At 67.7% G+C, this 14,368-nt stretch carries 11 protein-coding genes; 4 read left to right on the top strand and 7 right to left on the bottom strand.

Annotated features, from left to right (window positions below; translation table 11 throughout):
- Window positions 1–2: 2 nt before the first annotated feature.
- The 4 genes from PV764_RS19570 to creB form a co-directional block, all read right to left on the bottom strand.
- Entirely contained in the window at window positions 3–434 is a 432-nt protein-coding gene (locus tag PV764_RS19570) for a hypothetical protein (RefSeq protein WP_026069984.1), read from the bottom strand.
- Between the two features lie 9 nt (window positions 435–443).
- Window positions 444–1,763 (bottom strand): cell envelope integrity protein CreD, encoded by a 1,320-nt coding sequence (creD, locus tag PV764_RS19565; protein WP_019184454.1) that lies wholly within the window; start codon window positions 1,761–1,763, stop codon window positions 444–446.
- An 89-nt stretch (window positions 1,764–1,852) separates the two neighbouring features.
- Entirely contained in the window at window positions 1,853–3,310 is a 1,458-nt protein-coding gene (gene creC / locus PV764_RS19560) for a two-component system sensor histidine kinase CreC (RefSeq protein WP_421117360.1), read from the bottom strand.
- A 2-nt stretch (window positions 3,311–3,312) separates the two neighbouring features.
- The gene (gene creB, locus PV764_RS19555) at window positions 3,313–4,002 is read right to left on the bottom strand and encodes a two-component system response regulator CreB (RefSeq protein ID WP_421117358.1); all 690 of its coding nucleotides are present in this window, start codon (window positions 4,000–4,002) and stop codon (window positions 3,313–3,315) included.
- 45 nt (window positions 4,003–4,047) lie between these two features.
- On the opposite strand from creB, the gene PV764_RS19550 reads away from it, so the two are divergent.
- The 4 genes from PV764_RS19550 to PV764_RS19535 all read left to right on the top strand — a co-directional run bounded on the left by PV764_RS19550 (window position 4,048) and on the right by PV764_RS19535 (window position 9,964).
- The gene (locus PV764_RS19550; protein ID WP_019184457.1) at window positions 4,048–4,905 is read left to right on the top strand and encodes a 23S rRNA (adenine(2030)-N(6))-methyltransferase RlmJ; all 858 of its coding nucleotides are present in this window, start codon (window positions 4,048–4,050) and stop codon (window positions 4,903–4,905) included.
- A gap of 127 nt (window positions 4,906–5,032) precedes the next feature.
- On the top strand, window positions 5,033–5,578 hold the full coding sequence (locus PV764_RS19545) for a GNAT family N-acetyltransferase (protein WP_019184458.1): 546 nt from the start codon (window positions 5,033–5,035) through the stop codon (window positions 5,576–5,578).
- A gap of 215 nt (window positions 5,579–5,793) precedes the next feature.
- Window positions 5,794–9,261, top strand: a complete 3,468-nt coding sequence (gene mfd, locus PV764_RS19540) for a transcription-repair coupling factor (RefSeq protein ID WP_421117356.1) — start codon at window positions 5,794–5,796, stop codon at window positions 9,259–9,261.
- 106 nt (window positions 9,262–9,367) lie between these two features.
- The gene (locus PV764_RS19535; RefSeq protein ID WP_070426900.1) at window positions 9,368–9,964 is read left to right on the top strand and encodes an HD-GYP domain-containing protein; all 597 of its coding nucleotides are present in this window, start codon (window positions 9,368–9,370) and stop codon (window positions 9,962–9,964) included.
- A gap of 86 nt (window positions 9,965–10,050) precedes the next feature.
- Here PV764_RS19535 and PV764_RS19530 read toward each other — a convergent pair whose 3' ends face one another.
- The 3 genes from PV764_RS19530 to PV764_RS19520 form a co-directional block, all read right to left on the bottom strand.
- Window positions 10,051–12,144, bottom strand: a complete 2,094-nt coding sequence (locus tag PV764_RS19530) for a M13 family metallopeptidase (RefSeq protein WP_046272079.1) — start codon at window positions 12,142–12,144, stop codon at window positions 10,051–10,053.
- 220 nt (window positions 12,145–12,364) lie between these two features.
- Window positions 12,365–13,114 (bottom strand): 2,3-diphosphoglycerate-dependent phosphoglycerate mutase, encoded by a 750-nt coding sequence (gpmA, locus tag PV764_RS19525; protein ID WP_421117353.1) that lies wholly within the window; start codon window positions 13,112–13,114, stop codon window positions 12,365–12,367.
- Window positions 13,115–13,201: 87 nt separating this feature from the next.
- Window positions 13,202–14,248: a cation diffusion facilitator family transporter gene (locus PV764_RS19520; protein WP_319623634.1), complete on the bottom strand. Its 1,047-nt coding sequence runs from the start codon at window positions 14,246–14,248 to the stop codon at window positions 13,202–13,204.
- Between the last annotated feature and the right edge of the window lie 120 nt (window positions 14,249–14,368).

The raw sequence follows: 14,368 nt of genomic DNA, 5'->3' as shown, positions 1-14,368 counted from the left end.
GGTCATTCCATCCAGCCGTACCAGAGCTGGCTGCGGGTGGGCAGCACCAGCAGCCAGCGGCTGCGGTCCACCGAGGCGCTGGCGTAGACCGGCGCATGCACCGGCCAGTCACCCGGCAGCCCGCGGATGCCGATCTCGCGCAGGGCCTGCGCGCCTTCGCGCCACGGCCGGTACGCGCCACACCAGTGCGGGATCGGCAGGCGCCCACGCGCCTGCCGTGCCTGTTCCAGGAAGCCAAGCCCGTGTGCGGCGATGGCCGCGCAGGTGGCCGGCGCCAGGCCGAAGCGCACCAGCCCCGGCGCTCCCTGCACGCCGGGCAGCGCCATCAACGGTGAGGGCCAGCCCGAAGCCTCCCCCTCCAGGAGTGAGGCCACCTCCAGCCGGGCAGGGAGCGCCCGGCGCACACGTTCGTGCAGACAGCGATGCAGGCTCATCATCGTTGCTCAGCTCAGGCGTGCGCCGAGTTCGTACCAATCCACCCGGCGGGTCACCCACATCACCGCGGCCAGCACGCCGAACAACAGCAGCGAGCCCATCAGCAGCGCGTTGTTCTCCGAGATCAGCAGGCCATACAGCGCGCCGTACAGGGCGCTGAGCATCACCGCGAAACCCAGGCCGCGTTGCCAGCTCTTCAGTACGCCGGACAGATACACGGTCTGGATGCCGATGCATGCCAGGGCCGAGAGCGCGTAGGCCTGCCAGAACGCGATGTGCTCGGAGAGGCTGAGCAGCAGCAGGAAGAAGATCGCCAGCGCCAGGCCCACCATCAGGTACTGCAGCGGGTGGATGCGCAGCTGCTTGATCAGCTCGAACAGGATGAAGCCGACGAAGGTGAGCAGGATGAAGAGGATGCCGTACTTGCTGGCACGATCAGCCTGGGTATACACGTCGACCGGATTGACCAGCTCAACGCTCACGGCCTCGGCATCGATGTCCGGGCGGTTGCGCAGCTGGTGCTGGGCGCGCGACGCCAGCGAGGACACCGCCCACTGTGCATCGAAGCCCTGTGCATCGACCTTGCGCTCGTTGGGCAGGAAGCTGCCACCGAACAGCGGATGCGGCCACGGCGAGCGCAGCGCGATGCGGCTGTCATCGCCCACCGGCACCACCGACAGCGAGCGCGTGCCATCCAGCACCAGCTCCAGCTCGACCTTGCTGCCCTTGAGCACGCCACCGCGCTCATCCTCCAGGCCCGGCAGGCCCACGTGCAGGCCAGTGCCGATGCCACTGACGCCGCCAGCGTCGGGCAGCAGCGCCAAGGCCGAGCCATCCACACGCAGGTTCGGCGAGCCGACCAGACCGCGCACGTCGGCGATGCCCACGGTCAGGAACGGGGCGCCATACACGCGGCCGGCCTTCACGGGATAGTCGTCATCGGCGAACTCGGCGCTGATCGTCGCCTTCCAGCTGTAGACCGGCACGCGGAACAGGCCGACGCGGCGCTCGTCCGGCTGCATCACGCCGTCCACCTTGAGCGTGGCCGGCATCTGCAGCCACTGCCCCTGCTCGACCTGCTTCTCCTTCTTCTTGGTGCCTGCCGCATCCACCACCTCGACCTCGCGGGTTTCGGTCCACGGCACCACCCGGATCGGGCCGGTCAGGATCTGCGCGCCGGCACGGCTCTGCGCCACGCGCTGGTAAGCCTCGTCGCGGTAGGCCTCGCGCTCGCGGATCACGCCCTTGATCAGGCTCAGCGGAATCAGCAGCAACAGGATCAGTCCGCCCACGATGGCGAACCGCAACAGCATCTTCAGGGATTTCATGACCCGTCCTCGGTTGGGAGGGGGCCAGCTTCCCGCGTGCCGGTGTGCGGGGTTTGTGCCGAGGTTGAAGTCTGTGTGAAGTGGCGCGGTCAGCGCCGCGGTGGTACCGAGGGCAGCCGCGACGGCAGCCACAACACCGCCTGCGCGCCGCCCTGCTCGCGGTTGCGCAGGCTGATGCGCCCGCCGTGCAGGCGCGCCACTTCCTGCACGAACGACAGGCCGAGACCGGAGCTGCGCTGGCCGGTGCCCGGGCGCGCCAGCGAATAGAAGCGCTCGAACACGCGGTCGAGCGCATAGTCCGGCACGCCACTGCCGTGGTCGGCCACGGTCAGGGCGAGGCCATCGTCTTCTGCATGGGCGCCAACCGTGATGACCGTGCCGGCCGGTGAGAAGGCCACCGCGTTCTCCAGCAGATTGTTCAGTGCCTGGCGCAGCAGATAGCCATCGCCCTGGATGCTTTCGGCCCCGGCTTCCACCCGGATCGCTACGCCGGCCGCCTGCGCACGCACCGCCACCGCATCGGCCGCGGCCTGCAGCAAGGGCGCCAACGCAAGGCGCTCACGCTTCTGCAGCCAGCCGTACTGCTCCACCTCGGCCAGCGCCAGCAGCTTGTCGATGGTTTCGGTGAGGCGCTGCGCCTGGCTTTCGATGCTGCGGGCGAAATGCGCGCGGTCGGCATCCGGCAGCGGCTCCTGCAGCAGCTCGGCCGCGCCGCGGATGGCCGCCAGTGGGCTCTTCATCTCATGCGTCAACGACTGCACGTACTGCTCGACGTAGGCCTTGCCCTCCAGCTTGCGGCGCATGGTTTCCAGGGCCTGGCCCAGATCGCCGATCTCATCGCGGCGCGGCTTCGGCGGCGGGACCGGTTCCCCGGCGCTGACGGCCTTGGCATAGCGGTTGAGCCGGTTCACCCCGTGCATCAGCCACGCCGTCATCAGCAGGCCGATCAGCGCTGACAAGCCGATCAACCACGCACCACGCTTCATGATGGCGCGCTGGCTGGCCGCGATGAAGGGATCGATGCTGCGGTTCGGCTGGGCCAGGCTGAGGACGCCGATCAAGCGGCGGCCATCGGCGGGATCGAAGATCGGCGCGGCCACGTGCATCACCGAGTGGGTATCGTCGCCGGGGGTTTCCGGGCTGGACCGCGCACCGTACTCGCCGCGCAGGGTGCGATAGACATCGTTCCAGCGCGAGTTGTCGCGGCCGACATCGCGGCCGGTCGAGTCATACACCACGATGCCCCTGGCATCGGTGATGGTGACCTGGTAATCCAGCGTGCGCTTGGGAAAGCGCCACACCATCGCCTTGGGGTCGCGTCGCTGCGCACGCGCCAGGTCGGCGACGAAGCGGCCGTCGCGGATGTGCCCGGCCTTGAGATCGGCCGCCGCCATTTCCGCCAGCACGTTGGCCGCATCGACCAGGGTCGATTCCATCGCCTGGCGCACGCCCGGCTTCACTTCGTTGACGAAGATGCGCATCACGAAGAACGCGGCGATGCCCACGATCAGGAAGAAGCCCAGGAACAGTTTCAGGCCCAGCCGCATGCCTACACCTCCAGTGCGTAGCCCAGGCCACGGTGGGTGCGGATCGGGTCGGTCTCGGCACCGGCGGCACGCAGCTTGGCGCGCAGGGTCTTGACGTGGGTATCGACGGTCCGGTCGGCACTGTCGGCGTCGCTGTCCCAGCCACGGTCCATCAACTGGGCGCGGCTGAGGATCGCGCCGGGTCGCTGCAGCAGGGCGGCCATCAGCGCGTATTCGTAGCGGGTCAGGTCCAGCGGCTGGTCGCCGAACCGGATCCGGCTGCCCTCGCGGTCGATCGCAAAGCGGCCGTGCTGCTGCCAGCCCGACGCCTCGGCGGGGGCCGCGGCACGGCGCAGGCGCGCGCGCACCCGTGCCACCAACTCGCGTGGCGAGAAGGGCTTGGCCATGTAGTCATCCGCACCCAGTTCCAGGCCGAGCACGCGATCGAACTCGTCGTTGCGGGCGGTCAGGAAGATCACCGGCACCTCGCTGAAGGTACGCAGGGTGCGGCAGACCTCGAAGCCACTCATGTCCGGCAGGCCGACATCCAGCACCACCACGTCGAAGGCGTGCTGGCGCAGGCGGGCCAGCGCCTGCCCGCCGAGCAGGCAGTGCTCGGCGCCGTAGCCTTCGCTGCGCAGCGCATACAGGACGGTGTCGGCGATGGCGGTTTCGTCCTCGACCACCAGGACGTTGTGCAGGGGGTGGCTCATGCGCGCAGCATAGCCGCTGGGCCCGCCGCCCCGTACACTGCGCCGATGAATTACCGCCACGCCTTCCATGCCGGCAACCATGCCGATGTGCTCAAGCACATCGTGCAGCTTGCCCTGCTCGACACCTTCAAGCGCAAGGACAGCCCGTTCTTCGTGCTGGACACCCACGGCGGCGCTGGCCGCTACCTGCTGGCCAGCGAGGAAAGCCGCAAGACGCTGGAGGCCGAAGACGGCGTGATGCGCCTGATGGCCCAGCCCCAGCTGCCGGCCGTGGTCGAGCGCTACCTCAAGGCGGTTCAGGCCGACAACCCGGTCGGGGCGATGATCAGCTATCCCGGCTCACCCCTGTTGACCGCCCAGACCCTGCGCGAGCAGGACCGCATGGCCGTCTGCGAAGTGCAGGACGCCGAGGCCGCGGCGCTGAAGGCACTGTTCGCCCATGACAGCCGGGTCGGCGTGTACCACGCCGATGGCTATGCCCAGAACAAGAAACTGCTGCCGCCCAAGGCCAACGGTGTGAAGATCGGCCGCGGGCTGGTCCTGATCGACCCGCCTTACGAAGGGCAGGACGCCGAGTACCAGGCCATCCTGGCCTCGGTGACCGAGATCCTGGGGCGCTGGCCGCAGGCCAGCTTCGCGATCTGGTTCCCGATCAAGCAGCGCCGGACGATCCTGCATTTCCTGCGCAAGGCCTGCGCCCTGCCGGTGAAATCGGTGCTGACCGCCGAGCTGCTGATCCGCCCGGACGACTCCCCGCTGCGGCTCAACGGCAGCGGCATGCTGCTGCTCAACCCGCCGTGGCAGTTCGACCAGGTGCTGGCCCCGGCGATGCCGGCGCTCAAGCAGCACCTGGGCGAGGCAGGCGCCTCGACCCGCCTGCAGTGGCTCAAGCAGGCCGAATGACCCCCGGAATCCCAGGCCGGCACCCCGGCCTGGCCGGCGCCTCCCGGCCGACACGGCGTGAGTGATCCGTTCACGGAACGCTGCCCCCGGGATGCGAGAATCCGAAGACCACCAAGGAATCACCGGTATGGCTACCCGTAACCGCATGCCGCCCTGGCACGAGATTTTCAAGGCACCCAGTGGCCACGAGCTGCTGATCCGCCCCATCCGGCCCGAAGACGGCCCGCCGCTGCATGCCGCGTTCAGTCTGTTCGGTCCCGAAGAGATCCGCGACCGTTTCCTGCAGTCGGTGACCGAACTGTCGCCGGAAACGACGCAGCGCCTGACCCACCCGAATCCCAAGAGCGAAATCACCCTGGTCGCGGCCGAGTCCCTGCCCGCCGGTGAAGCCGTGGTGGGTGCGGTTGCGCGCGCCTCGATCATTCCCGGCACCCGCGAAGCAGAGTACGCGATCCTGGTCAGCCGCTTCCTGGTCGGCCAGGGCCTGGGCCGCCAGCTGATGCGCAAACTGGTCAAATGGGCGCGCGGCAAGTACCTGGATCGTCTGTACGGCGATGTCGCCGAAGAGAACGAGCCGATGAAGCAGCTGGCCGCCTCGCTGGGCTTCCAGCCGATCCCGCACCCGAACGGCACCCCGGGCCTGGTGCGCATGGTGCTGGAACTGGACAGCTGAAACAGGGGCGCGTGTCCGCGCCCTGATCCTGATCCTGATCGGTAGAGTCGGCCGCTGGCCGGCTCGCGGACGTCATGCATCGCCTGGAGCCGGCCAGCGGCCGGCACTACCGCACTACCGGCACGATCGGCACGACCGGGAACGGGATCGTCCCTGCGCTTGCCGCTGCTGGATGACGCGGCCGCCACGTTGCGGTCTGCTAAAATCGACGGTTCATGTCACGCACCTCCTATCCCGCTCCGCCGCTGCCACGTCCTGGACAGCTCCGCGCCTGGTGGCGCGCTCCCGCTTCGGCGACAGCGCTGGCGTGGTACATCGCCCGCGCGGCACAGTCGCACGACGGGCCGTTGCTGGTGGTCGCGCGCGACAACCATGGCGCGAACCAGATCGAAGCCGACCTGCACACCCTGCTGGGCAGTGCCGGCGATGTACCGATCGTGGCCTTCCCGGACTGGGAAACCCTGCCCTACGATGCCTTCAGCCCGCACCCGGACATCATTTCCCAGCGCCTGGCGGCGCTGCACGCCCTGCCCGCGCTCAAGCGCGGCATCGTCGTGGTGCCGGTGCAGACGCTGCTGCAGCAGTTGGCCCCGCTCAAGTACGTCATCGGCGGCAGCTTCGACCTGACGGTTGGGCAGCGACTGGATCTGGATGCGGAAAAGCGCCGCCTGGAATCGGCCGGCTACCGCAACGTGCCGCAGGTGATGGACCCGGGTGATTTCGCCGTGCGTGGCGGCCTGCTGGATGTCTATCCGATGGGTGCCGATGCGCCGCTGCGGGTGGAACTGCTGGACGAAGACATCGATTCGATCCGCGCCTTCGATCCGGAATCGCAGCGTTCGCTGGACAAGGTCGAGGCCGTGCACATGCTGCCCGGCCGCGAAGTGCCGCTGGACGATCTCAGCGTCTCGCGGGTGCTCGCTACGCTGCGCGAACGCTTCGACGTGGATACCCGCCGCAGCGCGCTGTACCAGGATCTCAAGGCCGGCATCGCACCGGCCGGCATCGAGTATTACCTGCCGCTGTTCTTCGACCAGACCGCGACCCTGCTCGATTACCTGCAGCCCAACGTACTGCCGGTGCTCGCGCCGAACGTGTTCGATGCTGCGGCCGCCTTCTGGGCGCAGACCCAGAACCGCTACGAACAGCGCCGCCATGACGTGGAGCGCCCGCTGCTGGCCCCGGAAGAGCTGTACGCCAGCCCGGAACAACTGCGCGCCACGCTCAACGGGCTGGCCCGCGTTGAAGTCTGGCCGCCGGATCACGACCGCATCGCCGATGCGCAGCCGCTGGGTGACCAGCCGCTGCCTCCGCTGCCGGTCGCCGCGCGCGATGCGCCGGCCGGGGAAGCGCTCAAATCCTTCATCGGGCATTACCCGGGCCGGGTGCTGATCGCCGCCGATTCCGCCGGCCGCCGCGAAGCGCTGCTGGAAGTGCTGCTCGCCGCGGAGCTGAAGCCGCCGGTGGTCGCCGACCTGCCCGGCTTCCTGGCCGATGACAGCGTGCGCTTCGGCATCACCGTGGCGCCGCTGGAAGATGGCTTCGCACTGGAGAACCCGCCGATCGCGGTGCTCACCGAGCGCCAGCTGTTCCCGGAACGGGCCGGCCAGCAGCGCCGCAGCCGCCGTGCCGGGCGTGAGCCGGAAGCCATCATCCGCGACCTAGGCGAGCTCAGCGAAGGCTCGCCGATCGTGCATGAAGACCACGGTGTCGGCCGTTACCGCGGCCTGATCGTGCTCGATGCCGGCGGCATGCCCGGCGAGTTCCTGGAAATCGAATACGCCAAGGGCGACCGCCTGTACGTGCCGGTCGCCCAGCTGCACCTGATCAGCCGCTATTCCGGTGCCTCGCCGGAAACCGCTCCGCTGCATTCGCTCGGTGGCGAGCAGTGGACCAAGGCCAAGCGCAAGGCGGCCGAAAAGGTCCGCGACGTCGCCGCCGAACTGCTGGAAATCCAGGCGCGCCGCCGTGCCCGTGCCGGCCTTGCGCTGCATGTGGACCGCGCGATGTACGAGCCGTTCGCGGCCGGGTTCCCGTTCGAGGAGACGCCCGACCAGCTGGCCGCGATCGACGCGACGCTGCGCGATCTGGCCAGCAGCCAGCCGATGGACCGCGTGGTCTGCGGCGACGTCGGCTTCGGCAAGACCGAAGTCGCCGTACGCGCCGCGTTCGCCGCGGCCAGTGCCGGCAAGCAGGTGGCCGTGCTGGTGCCGACCACGCTCCTGGCCGAACAGCATTACCGCAACTTCCGCGATCGTTTCGCCGATTGGCCGCTCAAGGTGGAGGTGCTGTCGCGCTTCAAATCCACCAAGGAGATCAAGGCCGAACTGGAGAAGGTCGCGGCCGGCACCATCGATGTGATCGTCGGTACGCACCGGCTGCTGCAGCCGGACGTGAAGTTCAAGGATCTGGGCCTGGTCATCGTCGATGAAGAGCAGCGCTTCGGTGTGCGCCAGAAGGAAGCGCTCAAAGCGATGCGCGCCAACGTGCACCTGCTCACGCTGACCGCCACGCCGATCCCGCGCACGCTCAACATGGCCATGGCCGGGCTGCGCGATCTGTCCATCATCGCCACGCCGCCGCCGAACCGCCTGGCGGTCAAGACCTTCATTACCGCCTGGGACAACGCGCTGCTGCGCGAGGCGTTCCAGCGCGAGCTGGCCCGTGGTGGCCAGCTGTACTTCCTGCACAACGACGTGGAGAGCATCGGCCGCATGCAGCGCGAGCTGGCCGAGCTGGTGCCCGAGGCCCGCATCGGCATCGCGCACGGGCAGATGCCCGAGCGCGAGCTGGAGCGGGTGATGCTCGACTTCCAGAAGCAGCGCTTCAACGTGCTGCTGTCGACCACGATCATCGAATCGGGCATCGACATCCCCAACGCCAACACCATCATCATCAACCGCGCCGACCGCTTCGGCCTGGCCCAGCTGCACCAGCTGCGCGGCCGTGTCGGTCGCTCGCACCACCGTGCCTATGCCTACCTGGTGGTGCCGGACAAGCGCGCGATGACGCCCGATGCCGAAAAGCGCCTGGAGGCGATCGCCTCGATGGACGAACTTGGCGCTGGCTTTACCCTGGCCACCCACGATCTTGAGATCCGCGGTGCCGGCGAACTGCTCGGCGAAGACCAGAGCGGGCAGATGGCCGAGGTCGGTTTCAGCCTGTACACCGAACTGCTCGAACGGGCGGTGCGCAGCATCCGCCTGGGCAAACTGCCGGACCTGGATGCGGGCGAAGAAGTGCGCGGTGCCGAGGTCGAACTGCATGTGCCGGCGTTGATCCCGGACGACTACCTGCCCGACGTGCACACCCGACTGACCCTGTACAAGCGCATCAGCAGCGCGCGCGACAGCTGTGAGCTGCGCGAACTGCAGGTGGAGATGATCGACCGCTTCGGCCTGCTGCCGGACCCGGCCAAGCACCTCTTCGCCATCGCCGAACTCAAGCTGCAGGCCAACGTGCTGGGTATCCGCAAGCTGGAACTGGGCGAGAACGGTGGCCGCATCGTGTTCAATCCCAAGCCGGAGATCGACCCGATGGCGGTGATCCAGCTGATCCAGAAGCAGCCCAAGCTGTATACGATGGATGGGCCGGACAAGCTGCGCATCAAGCACCCGTTGCCGCTGCCTGAAGACCGCTTCAGTGCCGCCAAGGCATTGCTGCTGACCCTGTCCCCGCGCTGATTTCACGCCTGGCGCCGGTCGCCAGGCGGTATCTTTCCACCGGCACGGGCGGCATGCCGTCCTGCCAGGATGGCGGTCTTCCGGCCGCCCACCACCGGACGCCCCCATGTTCGACTCCCCCCGGTTCGACGCTGTCCATCCGCAGGCGTGTTCCATCGATGCCCTGTCGATGTCACTGCAGATGCGCGACCAGTACACCCGATTCCATTGCGACCGCGTCGGCCTGCTCGGCGAGCAGCTCGGCCGCCTGTGCGATCTGGATGACGCGCAGCGCGCACACCTGGCCCTGGCTGCGCGCTTCCACGACATCGGCAAGATCGGCATTCCGGACAATGTGCTGCTGCACCCGGCCCGGCTGGATGACGAACAGCGCGCGATCATGCGCACCCACCCCGAGCGCGGTGAACGCATCTTCGCCGCGACCGGGCGCAGCGACGCGGCCGAGGTGGCGCGGCTGATCCGCGCACACCACGAGGCCTTCGACGGCGGCGGGTATCCGGATGGGCTCAAAGGCAGCGCGATCCCGCTGGGTGCACGCGTGCTGACCATCGTCGATGGCTACGACGCGATGACCAGCGCCCGCCCGTACCGCGGGCCGATGCCGCATGCCAAGGCGATGGGCATTCTTGCCGACCAGCAGGGCGGCCTGATCGACCCGGAAGTGTTCGGGCTGTTCACCCGGATGATGGCCGCCACTACGTAGTCTCGGCCTGGGTTTGGCGCGAGCGTGCGGGAAAAGAAAAACCCGGCTTTCGCCGGGTTTTTCATGTCTCACTCAACCGCGTGCGATCACCAGATCACAACGCGCTTGTCGTCGGCCCGCACCATCGCATCGCCGGCCTTGCACTCGAACGCCTGCGCGTACGCCGGCATGTTCGACGGCGCACCGTTGGCACGGAAGTTGGCCGGGGCGTGCGGATCGGTGTTCAGGCGCACGCGCAGCTCGCCTTCATTGAAGTTGCGGCGCCACACGGTGGCCCAGTTCATGAAGAAGCGCTGGTCCTGCGAATAGCCGTCGACCTCGACGTTGGCCTTCGGGTCTTCCTTCAGCGCCATCTGCAGCGCGTCGTACGCCACGGTCAGGCCTCCCAGGTCGCCGATGTTCTCGCCCAGGGTCAGCTTGCCCTTCACGTTCACGCCCGGCAGCGACTCATAGCCGTCGAACTGCGCCACCAGCTGGTCAGTGCGCTGGGTGAAGGCGGCACGGTCGCTGTCGGTCCACCAGTTGTCGAAGTTGCCGTTGGCGGCGAACTGGCTGCCCGAATCGTCGTAGCCGTGCATCATCTCGTGGCCGATGACCGCACCGATGCCGCCGTAGTTCAGCGCCGGATCGGCCTTGGCGTCGAAGAACGGCGCCTGCAGGATCGCCGCCGGGAACACGATCTCGTTCTTGGTGGCGTTGTAGTAGGCGTTGACGGTCTGCGGGGTCATGCCCCACTCGGTCTTGTCCACCGGCTTGCCGATCTTGTTGAGCATGTAGCGGTAGTTGAACGTGCGCGCGGCCTGCATGTTGCCCAGGTAGCTGTCGCCGTTGGTTTCCAGGCCCGACCAGTCACGCCACTTGTCCGGATAGCCGATCTTCGGGGTGAAGCTGGCCCACTTCTCCAGCGCCTTCTTGCGGGTGTCTTCGCTCATCCACTCCAGCTTCTCCAGGCGCGCCTTCAGCGCCACCGAGAGGTTCTCCACCAGGTGCTGCATCTGCACCTTGGAGTCGGCCGGGAATACGGCGTCGACATACATCTGGCCCAGGCCTTCGCCGATGGCGCCGTTGACCGACTCCAGCACGCGCTTCCAGCGCGGCTGCATTTCCTTCTGGCCACGCAGGGTGGTGCTGTAGAAATCGAAGTTGGCCTTTTCGAAGGCGCTGCTCAGGTACGGCGCAGCGTCATCGATGGTGTGGAAGCGCAGGTAGGCCTGCCAGGTGGCCGCCGGCACGTCGGCCAGCATCTTGTCCACTTCCCCGAAGAAGCCCGGCTGGGCCATCGAGAACTTCTGCGCGGCCGGCACCTTCAGCGTGTCGAACAGCGCGGTCCAGCTGAAGTTCGGGGTGAGCTTGTCTGCGTCCGCGGCGCTGACCGGGTTGTAGCGCTTGGCGGGGTCACGCATTTCGATGCGCGACATCGAGGCCTTGGCCAGGCGCGTCTCGAAGTCCATCACGGCCTTGGCCTGGGTCTTGGCCTGCTCGGCATCGACGCCGGACAGGGTCAGCACCTGGGCGATGTAGGCAACGTACGCATCGCGGATCTTGGCCTGCGAATCGTCGAAGTAATAGCCCTTCTCCGGCAGGCCGAGGCCGCCCTGGCCGACATAGGCGATGACGTTGGCCGAGTCCTTGTAATCGGCGTTGGCGAACAGCGAGAACAGCACGCCCTGGCCCACCGCCTGGCTGTCGCGCAGGTACTGGGTGATGGCGGCGGTGTCGTTCAGCGCGGCGATCTTGTCCAGCTGCGGCTGCAACGGGGTGATGCCGGCGGCCTCGATCTTGGCCTCGTCCGAACCGGTCTTCCAGATGTCGCCGATCTTGGCTTCCACCGTGCCGGCCTTGGCCTGGCTGGCGGCGGCCTGCTGGACCAGCGCGTGCTGCACTTCCAGCGAGCGCTCGCGCAGGATTTCGAAGCTGCCCCAGGTGGTCTGGTCGTTCGGGACCGGGTTGGCCTTGAGCCACTTGCTGTTCACGAACCCGTTGAGGTCGGTACAGGCGGCGATGGCGGTGTCCAGATCGGCATTGTTGAGCGAGATCAGCGCGGTCTTGATCTGCGACTGATCGAATGCCGGCTTGGCATCGGCAGTGGCGGCAGGCGCGGTATCGGTCTTGCCACAGGACGCCAGCGACACGGCGATGGCGGCGGTCAGGCCCAGCGGGACCAGCTTGGAAAACTTCATTCGACTCTCCGGCTACAGATGGATGCATCGCCCGGATCACGGGCAATCGGGCAGCGTAACGCGGGAGGGGCCGGGACGGACCGGCCAAAGGTCACACCATCGCGCAGCGGTAGAGCCACCCCATGGGTGGCTGCAGGAAGCCGGCGTCGCGTGCAGCCCCCCATGGGGTGGCCCTACCCGGGGGGGTAAAGAAAGGCCGGCTTGCGCCGGCCTTTCGTTGTTATTTCGCCTTGCCCTGGTTCGCCACGGCCTCAGCCGCCTTGCGCGCCGCTTCCGGGTCGCCCAGGTAGCGGAACGACTGCACGGTCAGGTCGTCGTTGAGTTCGAACAGCAGCGGGATGCCGGTCGGGATGTTGAGCTCCAGGATGGCTTCCTGCGAGACGTTGTTGAGGTACTTGTACAGCGCGCGCAGCGAATTGCCGTGGGCGGTGACCAGGACGGTCTTGCCATCCTTCAGCTGCGGGGCGATGGAATCGAACCAGTACGGCAGCACGCGGTCCAGCGTGGTGGCCAGCGATTCGGTGCCGGGCAGCGCGTTGCGGTCCAGGCCGGCATAACGACGGTCATGGATCGGGTGACCCGGGTCTTCGATGTCCATCGCCGGCGGCGGGATGTCATAGGAACGGCGCCAGATCTTGACCTGGTCCTCGCCGTGCTTGGCCGCGGTCTCGGCTTTGTCCAGGCCCTGCAGGCCGCCGTAATGGCGCTCGTTCAAGCGCCAGCTCTTGCTGACCGGCAGCCAGTCCTGGTCCAGCTCGGCCAGGGCGCCCTGCAGGGTGTGGATGGCGCGCTTGAGCACCGAGGTGTGCGCGACATCGAGCTGCAGGCCTTCTTCACGCATCAGGCGGCCGGCGGCGACAGCCTCGCGGCGGCCCTGTTCAGTCAGTTCCACGTCCACCCAGCCGGTGAAGCGGTTGTCCAGGTTCCACTGGCTCTGGCCGTGGCGCAACAGTACGAGTTTCCGGGTCACTGCAGTATCTCCGACAGATGGCAAGGCAGACCCGCATTGTAGCGGCAACCCTGCCCTGCCCGTCCGCCGCCGGGCCGCCCGTGGCGCTCAGGGATGCGGATGCCCGTGGTGGCCCTGCGCGTCCGGTGCGGCGCGCCGGCTGTCGTTGCCGCCGTGTGCGTGGCTGCCGTGTGCATGGCCGGCATGATCGTGCGTGGCGTGGTCATGCCCGGCATGGTCATCGGCATGCGGGTCACGCGGGGTGCCGACGCTGCAGGGGTCGCCGCAGTGGTCCGTCTCGATCTGCAGGGTCACGTGGTCGATGCCGTGCTGCTCGTGCAGCCGGGTGCCCAGCTCGCGGCGCAGACGGTCCGCATCCACACCGGCCCCCATCACCACATGCGCGGTCAGTGCCGGGGTACTGGAGGCCAGCGCCCAGACGTGCAGGTCGTGCACATCCACCACCCCATCGTGCGTACACAGCGTGCGGCGCACCTCAGCGACATCCATGCCCTTGGGCACGCCTTCGAGCAGCACGTTGATCGCCTCGCGCATCAACACCCAGGTGCGCGGCAGCACCCACAGGCCGATCAGCACGGCCAGGATCGGATCGATCGGTTTCCAGCCGGTCCAGCGGATGAGCAGCGCGCCGAGAATCACTGCGACCGAGCCCAGCATGTCCGCCCAGACTTCCAGGTACGCCCCCTTGACGTTGAGGCTCTCGCCGCTGCCAGCCCGCAGCAGGCGCATCGAAATCAGGTTGATGACCAGCCCGAACACCGCGATCACCAGCATGCCGGTGGAGGCGATCTCCTGCGGCGCGCGGAAACGCTGCACCGCCTCCCAGAGAATGTAGCCAGCGACCACGAACAGCATGCCGCCGTTGATCATCGCGCCGATGGCCTCCAGCCGCGCATAGCCATAGGTGCGCTTGGCATCGGGCGGGCGTCGGCTGAGCCGGACCGCGACCAGCGCGATCATCAGCGCGAGGGTGTCGGTGGCCATGTGCGCGGCATCGGACAACAGGGCCAGGCTGTTGGTCCAGAACGCGCCGGCCACCTCCACCAGCAGGAAGGTGGTGGTCAGGCCCAGCGCCCACCACAGCGGCTTCTCGTGGCGGATCTCGCTGGGCAGATGGTCGTGGTCGTGACCCATGAAAGCTCTCCTGGACAATGCCGGCAGGTTAAGCAGCGCCTCGCGCGGAGACTATTACACTTACCGCAGCGTTCAGTTTGCAATTCAATAACAACAGCGCCCGGCCGCTACCTCTCGACG

The sequence above is a fragment of the Stenotrophomonas sp. AS1 genome (assembly GCF_048957655.1).
GTDB lineage: Bacteria > Pseudomonadota > Gammaproteobacteria > Xanthomonadales > Xanthomonadaceae > Stenotrophomonas > Stenotrophomonas bentonitica_A.
The sequence above is the reverse complement of the archived record's forward strand: the minus strand, read 5'-3'. Positions and strand labels throughout refer to the sequence as shown.